Consider the following 14,891-nt stretch of genomic DNA (forward strand, 5'->3'; position numbering starts at 1 on the left):
CTGATGCCTTAAGCACAAGCCTGGATCTTTCCAGGCTTCGTGCTATCAGATGCTGCAACATTATGCGTGGCTGTCTTTTTTCACTGGATACCTGATATTCGATGCGCAGTCCTTACTGGTTGTTTCTTGTTTTGCTCTTGCTGCTGGCCGGTCTGCAGTACCGCCTGTGGGTGGGCAATGGCAGTCTGGCGCAGGTCGCCGAGCTGAAACAGCAGATCGCCGAGCAACATGCCGAAAACGAAGGCCTGCTGGAGCGCAACCGGGTGATGGACGCTGAAGTCAGCGAGCTGAAGAAAGGCATGGAGACCGTTGAAGAGCGGGCTCGTCACGAACTGGGCATGGTCAAGGATGGCGAAACCCTTTACCAGTTGGCCCAATGATCAATTCCCTGCCGGCCTTCTGGGCCGTGATTCCTGCCGCGGGCGTCGGTGCCCGAATGGCCGCGGACCGTCCCAAGCAATATCTGCAACTGGGCGGGCGCACAATTCTCGAACACAGCCTCGGCTGTTTCCTCGATCACCCGAGCCTCAAGGGCCTGGTGGTCAGTCTTGCTCTCGATGATCCCTATTGGCCGAATCTGGCTTGCGTCAGCGATCCACGCATTCAGCGGGTGGACGGCGGGGCGGAGCGTTCCGCTTCGGTGCTCAACGCCTTGTTGCATCTGCATGCGCAAGGTGCCGAGGATGACGATTGGGTGCTGGTGCACGATGCGGCCCGGCCAAATCTGAGTCGCGATGATCTCGACAAGTTGCTTGCCGAACTCGCGGATGACCCGGTCGGTGGTCTGTTGGCGGTGCCCGCTCGCGACACGCTCAAACGCGTTGATAAAAACGGTCGTGTGGTTGAAACCGTGGATCGCAGCGTGATCTGGCAGGCGTATACACCGCAGATGTTCCGCCTCGGCGCGTTGCATCGGGCGTTGGCCGACAGCCTGGTTGCGGATGCGGTGATCACCGATGAAGCTTCGGCGATGGAATGGGCCGGTCTGGCACCGCGTCTGATCGAAGGGCGGGCGGATAACCTCAAGGTGACCCGGCCGGAAGATCTGGAGTGGTTGCGCCAGCGATGGGCGAATCGCCGCTGAGATTTGGGGTCGCTGTGCCATTGCCTTCGCGAGCAGGCTCGCTTCCACAGAGGGAATGCTTTCAGCTGTCGAACTCGGTCAATTGTGGGAGCGAGCCTGCTCGCGAAAGCGGTCGCACAGGCAACCAATAACTCAAAGTTTGTACTCCGGCCTTTCAGCCAGTCCCACCTTCAAATAATCCACCAACTTGCGCACCTTCGGCGACAGATGCCGCTGCTGCGGATACAGCGCCCACACCGCAGTATTCGGCGGTTGATGCGCCTCCAGCAAGGAAATCAGCGCGCCACTGTGCAAATGCTCGAGCACGTAATAGTCCGGCAACTGACACAACCCGACACCCTGAAGCGCCGCGTCCAGCACCGCCTGCCCACTGTTGCAACGCCAGTTGCCCTGCACCCGTTGGGAAAATTCCCGCCCGTTCTGTTCCAGTTGCCAGATATCCGAACTGCCAATCAGGCAATTGTGCCGACTCAATTCCGACAAGCTGTGTGGGCGCCCATACCGTTCCAGGTAGGAAGGCGACGCGCATAGGTACATTCTTCGTGGCGCAAGGCGTGTCGCGACCAAGCGCGAATCCTGGAGTCGGCCAAGGCGAATTGCCAGATCCAGCCCTTCATGCACCAGATCCAGCTGGCGATTGCTCAACTCGATATCGATGCGCAGCTGCGGATACAGCCCCATGAACCGCGTCACCAGCGGCACGATAAAGCGTTCGCCATAGGCCACCGCACAGGTCATGCGCAGCATGCCTTTCGGTTCGCTGGTCAGATCGCCCACCGCGCGCAACGCTTCTTCGCGGCCGTCCTGCAGGCGCTGGCAATGTTGCAGGAAAGTCTGCCCGGCCTCGGTCAGCGTCACCCGCCGGGTGCTGCGGTAGAGCAGGCGCGTCTGCAAACGCTCTTCGAGCCGTACGATTTGTCGACTGACGTGGGAGGAAGAAACCCCAAGACGCTCGGCAGCGGCGGTGAATTGGTTGCATTCGGCGACGGCAACGAACTCGTCGATGCCTTCCCAGCGGTTTTCCGACACTTGGATTATCCCTGTATGGCAATAATGTTTTGCTTTGGTCCGGATTATTCCTCAGGGCACGCTGAACTACACTGTCTGTCTGCTTTTATATTTACTGGATTCATTGGAGAGTCAGCATGATCGAGTCGCGCGCCGCCGTTGCCTTCGAGGCCAAGAAGCCGCTGGAAATCGTAGAAGTCGATGTCGCCATGCCCAAGGCCGGTGAAGTATTGCTGCGCGTCGTCGCTTCCGGCGTTTGCCACACGGACGCCTATACCTTGTCCGGCGCGGATCCGGAAGGCATCTTCCCGTCGATCCTTGGCCACGAAGGTGGCGCCATCGTTGAAGCGATCGGCGAGGGCGTGACATCGGTTGCCGTCGGCGATCACGTCATTCCGCTGTACACCCCGGAATGCGGCCAGTGCAAATTCTGCAAGTCGGGCAAGACCAACCTCTGCCAGGCGATTCGCGCCACCCAAGGCAAGGGCCTGATGCCGGACGGCACTTCGCGCTTTTCCTACAAGGGCGAAACGATTTTCCACTACATGGGCACATCGACGTTTTCGGAGTACACCGTACTGCCGGAAATTTCCGTAGCGAAGATCTCCAAAGACGCGCCGCTGGAGAAGGTTTGCCTGCTCGGTTGCGGCGTAACCACCGGTATCGGCGCCGTGCTCAACACCGCCAAGGTCAAACCGGGTGACACCGTGGCCATCTTCGGTCTCGGCGGTATCGGCTTGTCGGCCGTGATCGGCGCGGTGAAAGCCAAGGCTGCGCGGATCATCGCCATCGACATCAATCCAGCCAAGTTCGAAATCGCCAAACAACTCGGTGCCACCGATTGCGTGAACCCGAAAGACTTTGATCGTCCGATCCAGGAAGTAATCGTCGACATGACCGATGGCGGCGTCGACTTCTCCTTCGAGTGCATCGGCAATGTGCAACTGATGCGCGCCGCGCTTGAGTGCTGCCACAAAGGCTGGGGCGAGTCGGTCATCATCGGTGTCGCCGGTGCCGGCCAGGAAATCGCTACCCGCCCGTTCCAGTTGGTCACCGGTCGCGTCTGGCGCGGTTCGGCGTTCGGCGGCGTGCGTGGCCGGACTGAATTGCCAAGCTACGTCGACATGGCCCAGAGCGGCGAAATCCCGCTGGATACCTTCATCACCCACACCATGGGCCTGGAAGATATCAACAAGGCGTTCGACCTGATGCACGAAGGCAAGAGCATCCGCACCGTCATTCATTTCTAAGGAGCAGCGGCAAGCTACAAGCCACAAGCTGCAAGCAGGCGCAATTCCCTCTTGCAGCTTGAAGCTCGCAGCTTGCGGCTGAAGTGCTATGAATCTGGAAAACATTTCCTGTCAGAAGAGTTTCGGTGGCTGGCACAAGCGTTATCGCCATCGCTCCGAAGTGCTTGATTGCGACATGGTCTTCGCCGTGTACCTGCCGCCGCAAGCGGAGCAGGGCGGCAAGCTGCCGGTGCTGTACTGGTTGTCGGGGCTGACCTGCACCGATGAGAATTTCATGCAGAAGGCCGGCGCGATGCGCATGGCTGCCGAACTTGGTCTGATCATCGTCGCGCCGGATACCAGCCCACGTGGCCCGGATGTCCCGGACGATGCCGACAAAGCTTGGGATTTCGGCCTCGGCGCTGGGTTTTATCTAAACGCCACGCAGGAACCGTGGGCGCGGCACTATCAGATGCATGACTATGTCGTGCAGGAATTGCCTGCTCTGGTCGAAGCGCATTTCCCCGCTTCAGACAAGCGCAGCATCAGCGGCCACTCGATGGGCGGCCACGGTGCTTTGGTCTGTGCCTTGCGCAATCCTGGGCGGTATAAATCGGTTTCGGCCTTTTCGCCGATCACCCATCCGATCGATTGCCCGTGGGGTCAGAAGGCCTTTTCCAACTATTTGGGCGAAGACCGTTCGAAGTGGAAGGAGTGGGACGCCTGTGTGCTGATCGCCGATGCGACGGAGAAATTGCCGTTGCTGGTCGATCAAGGTGATCGTGACGATTTCCTCGCCACCCAGCTGAAACCCGAAGCCCTGCAACACGCGGCAAAACAAGCGGGGCATCCGCTGGAGCTGCGCCTGCAACCGGGCTACGACCACAGCTATTTCTTCATCTCAAGCTTCATTGACGACCACTTGCAGCATCACGCACGCGCTCTGCGCGGTTAATGCAGGTAGAATCACGCCCTGACAAAAATCGGGGCGTTTTTTTATGCGTATTGGCCACGGCTACGATGTGCACCGTTTCGCTGATGGCGATTTCATTACTCTGGGCGGCGTGCAGATTGCACACGGCTTCGGGCTGCTCGCTCACTCCGACGGTGACGTCCTGCTGCACGCCTTGAGCGATGCCTTGCTCGGCGCGGCGGCGCTGGGTGATATCGGCAAACACTTCCCGGACACCGATCCGCAATTCAAGGGCGCCGACAGCCGTGTGCTGTTGCGTCATGTGGTCAGTCTGATCCACGCCAAGGGCTGGAAAATCGGCAACGTCGACAACACCATCGTTGCCCAGGCGCCAAAAATGGCGCCGCATATCGAATCGATGCGCGCGCTGATCGCGGCGGATCTTCAAGTTGAGTTGGATCAAGTGAACGTCAAAGCTACCACCACCGAAAAGCTTGGCTTTGTCGGTCGCGAAGAAGGTATCGCCGTGCACTCCGTTGCCTTGTTGCTGCGCGCATGAATGAACTGCAATTGCTCGGCCCGCGGGCCTATGGCGCACCGCTCGGTACAGCAGTACTGAAAGCCATCGCCGAAGATTTCCAGGTCGATGAAGTGCTGGATATCCCGTTCAGCGGTGACGGCGAACATCTGTGGATCTGGGTGGAAAAGCGCGGCCTCAATACCGAAGAAGCGGCGCGGCGTATCGCCAAGGCAGCCGGCGTGCCGTTGCGTACCGTCAGCTATGCCGGCCTCAAGGACCGTCAGGCCCTGACCCGACAGTGGTTCAGCGTGCAATTGCCGGGCAAGGCCGATCCTGATCTGTCGGCGGCGGAAAACGACACGCTGAAGATCCTCAAGACCACGCGCCACAAGCGCAAGCTGCAACGCGGTGCGCATTCGGCTAATGGCTTCACCCTGCGCCTGACGCGATTCAATGGCGACAAAGATGCGATTGAACAGCGCCTGCAACTGATCGCCAAACAAGGCATCCCCAATTATTTCGGCGCTCAGCGCTTCGGCCATGATGGCGGCAACGTTGTCGATGCGCGGGCGTGGGCGGCGCGCAAGGCTTTGCCGGAACAGCGTAATGTGCGATCGCGGTTACTGTCGACGGCGCGCAGCTTTCTGTTCAACCAGGTGCTGGCGGCGCGCGTCGCCGATGGCACCTGGAACACCGCGCTGGTTGGCGATCTGTTGGCCTTTACTGACAGCCGCAGCTTTTTCCCGGCCGGCGAAGCCGAATGCAGCGACCCGCGTCTGTCGATTCTCGATCTGCACCCGACCGGTCCGCAGTGGGGCGAAGGTGACTCGCCAACCGCTGGCGCAGTCCATGAACTGGAGCAGGAGATCGCCGCCCGCGAAGCGGATCTGCGTGACTGGTTGATCCACGCCGGCATGAGCCATGAACGTCGCATCCTGCGGCTGCCCATTGGCGGGTTGACGTGGCATTATCCCCAACCTGACATTCTGCAACTGGAATTCGTCCTCCCGGCCGGATGCTTTGCCACCGTATTGGTGCGCGAGCTCGTTGATCTGGTGCCGGTGGGGCAGACGGACAGCCCATGCGTATTCTGATTTCAAACGACGATGGGGTAACCGCGCCCGGTCTCGCCGCGCTTTATGCTGCGCTGGCGGATTACACCGAATGCGTGGTTATCGCCCCGGAGCAGGACAAAAGCGGCGCCAGCAGTTCGCTGACGCTCGACCGTCCGCTGCACCCGCAATACCTGGCCAACGGCTTTATCAGCCTCAACGGCACACCGACCGATTGCATTCACCTGGGTCTTAACGGCTTGCTTGAGCGCGAAGCGGACATGGTGGTATCCGGCATAAATCTGGGCGCCAATCTTGGCGACGACGTGCTGTATTCCGGAACCGTGGCGGCAGCGCTGGAAGGACGATTTCTCGAGCGCCCATCGTTTGCCTTCTCCCTGGTCTCGCGTCAGGTGGACAATCTGCCGACTGCGGCCTACTTTGCGCGCAAACTGGTCGAGGCCCACGCCGGGCTGGATCTGCCGCCGCGCACGGTGCTCAACGTGAACATTCCCAATCTGCCCATCGATCACATCCGTGGCATTCAGTTGACCCGCCTCGGTCATCGCGCCCGCGCGGCGGCGCCGATGAAAGTGGTCGATCCGCGCGGCAAGGCCGGTTACTGGATCGCCGCTGCCGGCGATGCTGAGGACGGCGGCCCGGGTACCGATTTTCATGCCGTGATGCAGGGTTATGTGTCCATCACACCGTTGCAGCTCGATCGCACCTTCAATGATGCCTTCAGAAGTCTGGATGGCTGGCTGGGGGGGCTGAGCTGATGCGTGAACATGACGACCGCCTGCGTAGCGGAATTGGCATGACCTCCCAACGTACACGTGAACGACTGATCCAGCGGCTGTATGAAGAAGGCGTGTCGAACGCCAAAGTGCTGGAAGTGATCCGCCGCACGCCGCGTCATCTGTTTGTCGATGAGGCGCTGGCACATCGCGCTTACGAAGACACCGCGCTGCCGATCGGCAACAACCAGACCATTTCCCAGCCTTATATGGTGGCGCGCATGAGCGAGCTGCTGCTGGAGGCCGGCCCGCTGGATAAAGTGTTGGAGATCGGCACCGGTTCCGGCTACCAGACGGCGGTGTTGTCGCAACTGGTTGAACGGGTGTTTTCGGTCGAACGCATCAAGGTGCTGCAGGACCGCGCCAAGGAGCGTCTGGTCGAGTTGAACCTGCGCAACGTGGTGTTTCGCTGGGGCGATGGCTGGGAAGGCTGGCCGGCGCTGGCGCCCTACAACGGCATCATCGTCACCGCCGTTGCCACCGATGTACCGCAAGCTTTGCTGGATCAACTGGCCCCCGGTGGGCGCATGGTGATTCCGGTCGGCTCCGGTGAAGTGCAACAACTGATGCTGATCGTGCGCGAAGAACATGGCTTTTCCCGACACGTTTTGGGCGCTGTGCGTTTCGTGCCTTTGCTCAACGGGCCACTGGCCTGAGCATTTGCGAGCAGGCGCTGAATTCCTTTCAACGGCGCCGGTCTTACACCGGCAGCCAGAGTTTAAACGCAGCGTACTTGCCCTTGGCAAACGTGTGCGTCCGGTGATTTCGCTTCATTAAAGGTAAAGCCGGTTCGGCCCGTTATACTTGCGACACCTCATGCCGCAATGCGGCATTCAGAATTTTTCAGCCACCACAAAGGGAGCGGCGGGTGAGTCTCACAGTCATTGCGCAGCGTATGGGTAACACGAGCTTTCAGCGCCTGGTGACTGGCCTTGTCTTGAGCACCTTGCTGGTCGGTTGCTCCAGCACCAAATCGAGCAACGTGCGCGTTGTTGATCGCAACAATGCGGTGGCGCAACGTCCTACCGTTACTACCGGGCAGTATGTAGTCCGTCCCGGCGATACCTTGTTTTCGATCGCCTTTCGTTACGGCTGGGACTACAAAACCCTCGCCGCCCGGAACAATATTCCTACGCCGTATACGATCCATCCGGGTCAGACAATTCGCTTCGACGGGCGCAGCGGTTCAACGCCGACAGCGGTGGTGAGCAACTCCAGTTCTTCACCTTCTTCGTCGAGTAAAACCACGGTAATCCGGCGCCAGGCGAATGGCACCACAACCACTACAACCACCGGTTCCAAAGGGGTTGTACCGTCCGTCGCGAGCAAACCTGCACCCGCTCCACTGCCTCCGGCAGGCCCGGCCCCGACCGGCTGGGGATGGCCATCTAATGGCGTTCTGATTGGAAAATTCTCTTCAAACGGTAGTTTGAATAAAGGAATTGATATCGCCGGAGATTTGGGACAGCCTGTTTTAGCTGCGTCTGATGGGACGGTCGTATACGCCGGGAGTGGCTTAAGGGGCTACGGCGAATTGGTCATCATCAAACACAGCGAAACCTACGTCAGTGCTTACGGACATAACCGCAGGCTGTTGGTTCGGGAGGGGCAGCAGGTCAAGGTCGGACAGACAATTGCCGAAATGGGGTCAACGGGTACAGACCGGGTGAAACTGCATTTTGAGATTCGCCGCCAAGGTAAACCAGTGGATCCGCTGCAGTTCCTGCCAAGACGTTGATTTGTAGGCCAGCCTGTTCCGTCGCGTAGAGGGGACAGGCTCCAGCGTTGCCAAGGATAAAGGCGTCGCTTGAGCTTGGGGTCGAACTCACCAAAGGACTATAACAATGGCTCTCAGTAAAGAAGTGCCGGAGTTTGACATCGACGATGAGGTTCTCCTTATGGAGACCGGCATCGATTCGGATTCGATGTTGAATGATGAAGGGGCTGCTCCACCTTCCGTTCGTTCCAAATCCAGACACTCCGCCACACTCAAACAACATAAATATATCGACTACACTCGGGCACTTGATGCCACGCAGCTGTATCTCAACGAAATCGGCTTTTCCCCTCTGCTCTCCCCGGAAGAAGAAGTTCATTTTGCGCGCTTGTCGCAAAGTGGCGATCCGGCCGGGCGCAAGCGCATGATCGAAAGTAACCTGCGGCTGGTCGTCAAGATCGCCCGGCGTTACGTCAATCGGGGGCTGTCGCTGCTGGATCTGATCGAAGAGGGCAACCTCGGCCTGATCCGCGCGGTGGAAAAGTTCGATCCCGAGCGCGGCTTCCGCTTCTCGACCTACGCGACCTGGTGGATCCGTCAGACCATCGAACGCGCGATCATGAATCAGACCCGGACCATCCGGTTGCCGATTCACGTGGTCAAGGAGCTCAACGTGTACCTGCGGGCCGCACGGGAGCTGACGCAAAAACTCGACCACGAACCTTCACCCGAAGAAATCGCCAACCTGCTGGAAAAACCGGTGGGCGAGGTCAAGCGCATGCTTGGCCTGAACGAAAGGGTTTCTTCGGTCGACGTCTCGCTGGGTCCGGATTCGGATAAAACCCTGCTGGACACCCTCACTGACGATCGTCCCACCGATCCGTGCGAACTGCTGCAGGACGATGACCTGTCGCAGAGCATCGATCAATGGCTGTCGGAACTGACCGACAAGCAGCGCGAGGTGGTGATTCGCCGCTTCGGCCTGCGCGGTCACGAAAGCAGCACGCTGGAAGATGTCGGCCTGGAGATCGGTCTGACCCGCGAGCGGGTACGGCAGATCCAGGTGGAAGGCCTCAAGCGCCTTCGCGAGATCCTGGAGAAGAATGGCCTGTCGAGCGAGTCGCTGTTCCAATAAGCGCTTGATCGACCGCCCGCAAAAAGCCCCGGCTGATTCAATCAGTCGGGGCTTTTTGTTTATGCCTGTCTCGTGCATCGCGTCTGGCAAGGCGGGGTGCCAGACGAGCGGTCGTCAATTTCTGAATTTGTAGTCTCGCACTGTAAGCCTTTGCTTACTGTGTCGTAAGTGTTCGTTATTTTTACACTTCGGTGGAAGGCGATCGCGCTAACTTGCAGTGAGCAACCTTTTGATTTTGTTAATTATTTCGTAAATGTTATGTCCTTGTGACAGAGTGCGCGTACGCCGGGGGCCAATTGCTCCTCTCCAGAAACTCTCTAATATCTCAACTGTGTCGACGGACAGACACGCCCTTCACGGAAGAGGGGAACGGACATCGCAGGAGGCGATTCATCAGGACGATGAAAAGGAACACAGGGAATAGGGAAAAAATGTGGGCGGGTCATACCGCCCCTTTTTTCGTCTGCAGAAAAGTAAAACCTGCAAAAGCAAAAAGGCCCACAAGGGGCCTTTCAGTCGAGCGCGGGGTAGATCAGCGTTCGAGTTGTTCGATCTTGTTCGGCTTGCCATCCCAATCAGCGGAATCCGGGAGAGGATCCTTGCGCTCGGTGATGTTCGGCCAGATATCCGCCAGCTCGGCATTAAGCTCGATGAAATTTTCCATGCCGCTTGGGATCTCGTCTTCCGAGAAGATCGCCACAGCCGGGCATTCTGGTTCACACAGCGCGCAGTCGATGCACTCGTCCGGGTGAATCACCAGGAAGTTCGGGCCTTCGTAAAAGCAGTCCACCGGACAGACTTCTACGCAGTCGGTGTACTTGCACTTGATGCAGTTGTCGGTGACGACGAAGGTCATTTCTAATTTTCTCCTCAGGCGGCGGCAGCGTTGCCCCTTCACGGTTGGGGTCGCCAGGTTCGGGAGCGATACCTGCTGACCAGGCTATGAGCCAGCAGCATCCCGAACCGCGCGAGATTCTAACAGCTTGAAGCGATTTGCGTTATATCCGCTTCTTCAGTGCTTATATCCGGTTCTTCAGTGCATAGAGCATTTCCAGCGCTCGACGTGGCGTCATGTCGTCCAGATCGACCTTGGCCAATTCATCGAGCACCGGATGTGGCAGCGAGGCGAACATATCGCTTTGCTGCGGTGTCGACGGCTTGCCCTTGGCCGCCGGTTTCGGCGCTTCGTGGGGCAGGGCAGTGTCTTCCAGGCGACTCAGATGCTCGCGCGCTCGCAGAATCACTTCGCTGGGCACGCCGGCCAGTTGTGCCACCGCCAAGCCATAGCTCTGGCTGGCCGGTCCAGGCAGAACATGGTGCAGGAACACGATTCGTTCGTTGTGCTCGGTGGCATTGAGATGCACGTTAGCTACCAGAGGTTCGGCTTCCGGTAGCACGGTCAGTTCAAAATAGTGCGTAGCAAACAGGGTGTAGGCGCGCAGATGAGCCAAGCGCTCGGCCGCCGCCCACGCCAGCGACAGACCGTCGAAGGTGCTGGTACCGCGCCCGACTTCGTCCATCAGCACCAGACTGCGCTCGGTGGCGTTATGCAGGATGTTGGCGGTTTCGCTCATCTCGACCATGAAGGTCGAGCGACCACCGGCCAGATCATCGCTTGAGCCGATACGGGTGAAGATGCGGTCGACCAGCGACAACTCGCAACTGGCGGCCGGTACGAAACTGCCGATATGCGCCAGCAACACGATCAAAGCGGTTTGCCGCATGTAAGTGGATTTACCGCCCATGTTCGGGCCGGTGATGACCAGCATGCGCGTATTGTCATCCAGGCTCAGATCGTTGGCCACGAACGGCGTGGTCAGCACCTGCTCAACCACCGGGTGACGACCCTGGGTGATGCGCATGCACGGCTCGCTGACGAAACGCGGGCAGTTAAGGTCGAGGTTCAAGGCACGCTCGGCGAGGTTGCTCAGCACATCCAGCTCGGCCAATGCGCCGGCGGTGTCCTGCAGCGGTGGCAGCTGGCTGATCAAGTCTTCGAGCAGCGCTTCGTAAAGCATCTTTTCCCGAGCCAGCGCGCGACTCTTGGCCGAGAGCGCCTTGTCTTCGAACTCTTTCAGCTCGGGCGTGATGAAACGCTCGGCGCCTTTGAGCGTCTGCCGGCGGATGTAGTCGGCCGGCGCCGATTCAGCCTGCTTGCTCGGCAGCTCGATGAAGTAGCCGTGGATACGGTTGTAGCCGACTTTCAGATTGGCCAGACCAGTACGGGCCTTCTCCCGGGCTTCCAGATCGATGAGGAACTGGCCGGCGTTTTCGCTCAGCGATTGCAGTTCGTCGAGTTCACTGTCGTAACCGGTTTTCAGCACGCCGCCGTCACGGATCACCGCAGGCGGGTTATCGATGATGGCTTTGGCCAGCAGCGCCGCCAGTTCTGGATAGGTGCTGGTGGTGGCCGCCAGATGCTGCAGGTGCGGCGCTTCCAGCTCGGTCATCGCCACTTGCAGTTCGGGCAGTGCGCCGAGAGCGTCACGCAGACGCGCAAGGTCACGTGGTCGCGCATTGCGTAGACCGATTCGCGCCAGAATCCGCTCGATGTCGCCGATTTCCTTGAGCTGCGGTTGCAGCTTTTCAAAACGGTAGCCGTCGAGCAGGCAGCGGATCGACGTCTGGCGGGCGAGCAGCACTGTGAGATCGCGCAACGGTCGATTCAACCAACGAGTGAGCAAGCGACTGCCCATGGCGGTCTGGCAGCGATCGACCACCGATTGCAGTGTGTTGTCGCGGCCGCCGGCCAGGTTAGTGTCCAGCTCCAGGTTGCGCCGGCTGGCGCCGTCGAGCACCACGGTGTCGTCGAGACGTTCGTGACGCAGGCTGCGCAAGTGGGGCAGGGCGGTGCGCTGGGTCTCTTTGGCGTAGGCCAGCAGGCAGCCGGCAGCGCCGATGGCCAGGGTCAGGTTTTCGCAGCCGAAGCCTTTCAGGTCTTGGGTGGAAAACTGCTGGCAGAGACTTTTCAGCGCCGAATCACGCTCGAAATCCCACGGCGCACGACGACGTACGCCACGGCGTTTTTCCGCCGGCAGGTCTTTTGGCCAGTCATCCGGAATCAACAGTTCCACCGGGTTGACACGCTCCAGTTCCGCCAGCAGGTTTTCCCAGCCTTTGATCTCAAGCACGGTGAAGTTGCCGCTGGTGATATCCAGCACCGCCAGACCGAACAGACGCTCATCGCCCAATACAGCTGCGATCAGGTTATCGCGGCGTTCATCCAGCAGCGCCTCGTCACTGACTGTCCCCGGCGTGATGATCCGTACGACCTGGCGCTCCACCGGGCCTTTGCTGGTGGCCGGGTCGCCGACCTGCTCGCAGATCACCACCGACTCGCCGAGCTTGACCAGTTTCGCCAGGTAACCTTCCGCCGCGTGGTAAGGAATCCCACACATCGGAATCGCCTGACCCGCCGACTGCCCGCGCGCGGTCAGGGTGATGTCCAGCAACTTGGCGGCTTTCTTCGCATCTTCGTAGAAGATTTCGTAGAAATCGCCCATGCGATAGAACATCAGCTGGTCCGGGTGCTGATTCTTCAGGCGCCAGTATTGCTGCATCATCGGAGTGTGGGAGGACAGGTCGGAGACGGCTTTATTCATCGGATTGTCGGGCAACTCGTTAAAAGATGTAGGGCAAAGCGCGGGCATTGGCCGGGCTTTTCCGCGATGGGCGCAAGGTTACCATGGGCAGTCAGCCCGACGCAGGCACTGCTGTCGGGTGAGCCTTTGCTTGTGGAGAAAAGTTGATCTATGCACGATTTATGCAAATCAGCATTTGTCATCGGGAAAAACTTCAAGCACTATGCGCGTTATGCAAAAACGCAACGTTTCCTCCGTCTTAAGAGCACTGCTCGACCAGCACGGGATCTCCCCCACGGAGCTCCACCGTCGCACCGGCGTGCCTCAATCAACGCTCTCGCGGATTCTCAGCGGGAAGATTGTCGATCCTTCGGATAAACACATCTCGAAGATCGCCGAGTATTTCAACGTCAGCACCGATCAGTTGCGCGGGCGCGCGGACGTCGCGCCAACGACCGGCGGCACTCGCGCTGACGTGCATGCGGAACTCAAGGACATAAGCCTGTGGGACGACGACACGCCCGTCGATGACGACGAGGTGTCGGTGCCCTTTCTACGCGAGGTTGAATTGGCTGCTGGATCAGGAAGATTCGTCATCGAAGAGAGCGAGCGCTCTAGCCTGCGCTTCGGCAAGCGCAGCCTGCGCCACAACGGCGTGCAATTCGACCAGGCCAAATGCGTGACGGTGCGCGGCAACAGCATGTTGCCTGTTCTTCGCGATGGCGCCACCGTCGGCGTCAACGCCGGCAAGTGCGGCATCGGCGACATCATTGATGGCGACCTGTATGCGATCAATCACAATGGCCAGCTGCGCGTGAAGCAACTCTATCGTTTGCCCACCGGTATCCGTCTGCGCAGCTTCAATCGCGACGAGCATCCGGACGAGGACTACAGCTTCCAGGAAATCCAGGAAGAGCAGATCGTTATCCTTGGTCACGTCTTCTGGTGGGGCATGTACGCCCGCTAGCCCCTTTCGATCAACTGAAACCTGCCCCTCGGCAGGTTTTTTTACGCCTGCAGAAATCTCCCCACCCCTTGGCCCGCTTGGGTTTCATGCATATGCGCAAATTTAATGCATAAATAAATGCATTTACGCATTGACTGTATATGCATCCATGCATATTCTTGCCACCAAGCCGCTCGACAAAGCGGCTGGCAAGACAAGCTCTTTAGTTCCACAAGAACAGGCAGCGATGAACCGGCCTCAACGGTTCAGAGGGTTGGCAACTGACCCGGGTGTGCAGCGTAAAGCACCAGAAGCAGTTATCCGGCGGGCAGGGACCGCGGTCGGAAAAACAATCTGAATGGACTCGTACCGCGCCAGTAGCGCCGAAAAGTCAGCTTCCTTCTCGAACACAGGATTTGAAGGAAGGCGAAGGAGCGCATTACTGAAAAGCCCGGTGTGCAAGCGCCGGGCTTTTTGGAATGCCTGCCTCAAGAGAAACCGTTTGAATCCAACCCATCACTCATCAATCACCCACGGAGGCGTGACATGACAAACGAGCAACAAGCGTTGGCGGACATGCCGATCTGGCTGGTCATCCTCCTCGCTGTCGTCGGCGGGGTGTCCGGCGAAATGTGGCGCGCCGACAAGGAGGGCGCCCGCGGCTGGTCACTTGTGCGGCGTCTGGCTCTGCGTTCCGGCGCCTGCATGATCTGCGGCGTGTCAGCGATCATGCTGCTGTATGCCGCCGGCATGTCGATCTGGGCCGCTGGCGCGTTTGGCTGCCTGACGGCGATGGCCGGCGCTGATGTCGCTATAGGCCTTTACGAACGCTGGGCGGCCAAGCGTATCGGCGTCTGCGAAGTGCCGCCGCGCGACCACCCTTAACCCTGAATATTTTTCCCTGCCGCC

General features: G+C 59.2%; 15 protein-coding genes. 12 read left to right on the forward strand and 3 right to left on the reverse strand.

Annotated elements, in window-relative coordinates; translation table 11 throughout:
• Positions 1-101 precede the first annotated feature (101 nt).
• Together ftsB and ispD are read left to right on the forward strand one after the other, a co-directional pair.
• On the forward strand, positions 102-380 hold the full coding sequence (gene ftsB / locus J2Y39_RS00880) for a cell division protein FtsB (RefSeq protein ID WP_016771460.1): 279 nt from the start codon (positions 102-104) through the stop codon (positions 378-380).
• Complete coding sequence (ispD, locus tag J2Y39_RS00885; protein ID WP_310214469.1) at positions 377-1,084, forward strand: 2-C-methyl-D-erythritol 4-phosphate cytidylyltransferase; 708 nt, start codon at positions 377-379, stop codon at positions 1,082-1,084. The genes ftsB and ispD overlap by 4 nt, the downstream gene beginning before the upstream one ends.
• 132 nt (positions 1,085-1,216) lie before the next feature.
• On the opposite strand, the gene J2Y39_RS00890 is transcribed toward ispD, so the two are convergent.
• Positions 1,217-2,113: a LysR substrate-binding domain-containing protein gene (locus J2Y39_RS00890; RefSeq protein ID WP_310214472.1), complete on the reverse strand. Its 897-nt coding sequence runs from the start codon at positions 2,111-2,113 to the stop codon at positions 1,217-1,219.
• 116 nt (positions 2,114-2,229) lie between these two features.
• Between J2Y39_RS00890 and J2Y39_RS00895 the strand changes: the two genes are divergently transcribed.
• The 8 genes from J2Y39_RS00895 (at position 2,230) to rpoS (ending at position 9,455) form a co-directional block, all read left to right on the forward strand.
• Positions 2,230-3,342 (forward strand): S-(hydroxymethyl)glutathione dehydrogenase/class III alcohol dehydrogenase, encoded by a 1,113-nt coding sequence (locus tag J2Y39_RS00895; RefSeq protein WP_310214475.1) that lies wholly within the window; start codon positions 2,230-2,232, stop codon positions 3,340-3,342.
• 88 nt (positions 3,343-3,430) lie between these two features.
• Complete coding sequence (fghA, locus tag J2Y39_RS00900) at positions 3,431-4,276, forward strand: S-formylglutathione hydrolase (protein WP_071174549.1); 846 nt, start codon at positions 3,431-3,433, stop codon at positions 4,274-4,276.
• 43 nt (positions 4,277-4,319) lie between these two features.
• Positions 4,320-4,793: a 2-C-methyl-D-erythritol 2,4-cyclodiphosphate synthase gene (gene ispF / locus J2Y39_RS00905; protein ID WP_310214478.1), complete on the forward strand. Its 474-nt coding sequence runs from the start codon at positions 4,320-4,322 to the stop codon at positions 4,791-4,793.
• Entirely contained in the window at positions 4,790-5,848 is a 1,059-nt protein-coding gene (truD, locus tag J2Y39_RS00910; RefSeq protein WP_310214480.1) for a tRNA pseudouridine(13) synthase TruD, read from the forward strand. Before ispF ends, truD begins: the two co-directional genes overlap by 4 nt.
• The gene (gene surE, locus J2Y39_RS00915; protein WP_024011837.1) at positions 5,836-6,585 is read left to right on the forward strand and encodes a 5'/3'-nucleotidase SurE; all 750 of its coding nucleotides are present in this window, start codon (positions 5,836-5,838) and stop codon (positions 6,583-6,585) included. Before truD ends, surE begins: the two co-directional genes overlap by 13 nt.
• Positions 6,586-6,623: 38 nt before the next feature.
• Positions 6,624-7,259 carry a protein-L-isoaspartate(D-aspartate) O-methyltransferase gene (locus J2Y39_RS00920; protein WP_160768345.1) on the forward strand — a complete coding sequence of 212 codons (636 nt, stop codon included), beginning with the start codon at positions 6,624-6,626 and terminating at the stop codon, positions 7,257-7,259.
• A gap of 212 nt (positions 7,260-7,471) precedes the next feature.
• Complete coding sequence (locus J2Y39_RS00925) at positions 7,472-8,341, forward strand: peptidoglycan DD-metalloendopeptidase family protein (RefSeq protein ID WP_041478115.1); 870 nt, start codon at positions 7,472-7,474, stop codon at positions 8,339-8,341.
• 106 nt (positions 8,342-8,447) lie between these two features.
• Positions 8,448-9,455, forward strand: coding sequence for an RNA polymerase sigma factor RpoS (gene rpoS, locus J2Y39_RS00930; RefSeq protein WP_016771451.1), 1,008 nt, complete (start codon positions 8,448-8,450; stop codon positions 9,453-9,455).
• Positions 9,456-9,987: 532 nt separating this feature from the next.
• On the opposite strand, the gene fdxA is transcribed toward rpoS, so the two are convergent.
• Both fdxA and mutS read right to left on the reverse strand, forming a co-directional pair.
• Positions 9,988-10,311, reverse strand: a complete 324-nt coding sequence (gene fdxA / locus J2Y39_RS00935) for a ferredoxin FdxA (RefSeq protein ID WP_016771449.1) — start codon at positions 10,309-10,311, stop codon at positions 9,988-9,990.
• A gap of 163 nt (positions 10,312-10,474) precedes the next feature.
• A complete protein-coding gene (gene mutS, locus J2Y39_RS00940) occupies positions 10,475-13,057 on the reverse strand; it encodes a DNA mismatch repair protein MutS (protein ID WP_310214487.1) in 2,583 nt (860 codons plus the stop codon).
• Positions 13,058-13,259: 202 nt separating this feature from the next.
• On the opposite strand from mutS, the gene J2Y39_RS00945 reads away from it, so the two are divergent.
• Both J2Y39_RS00945 and J2Y39_RS00950 read left to right on the forward strand, forming a co-directional pair.
• Complete coding sequence (locus J2Y39_RS00945) at positions 13,260-14,003, forward strand: XRE family transcriptional regulator (RefSeq protein WP_110600122.1); 744 nt, start codon at positions 13,260-13,262, stop codon at positions 14,001-14,003.
• Positions 14,004-14,528: 525 nt separating this feature from the next.
• A complete protein-coding gene (locus J2Y39_RS00950; protein WP_056783240.1) occupies positions 14,529-14,867 on the forward strand; it encodes a phage holin family protein in 339 nt (112 codons plus the stop codon).
• The last annotated feature ends 24 nt before the right edge of the window (positions 14,868-14,891 follow it).

It is taken from the genome of Pseudomonas sp. 2957 (assembly GCF_031456345.1).
Lineage (GTDB): Bacteria > Pseudomonadota > Gammaproteobacteria > Pseudomonadales > Pseudomonadaceae > Aquipseudomonas > Aquipseudomonas siliginis.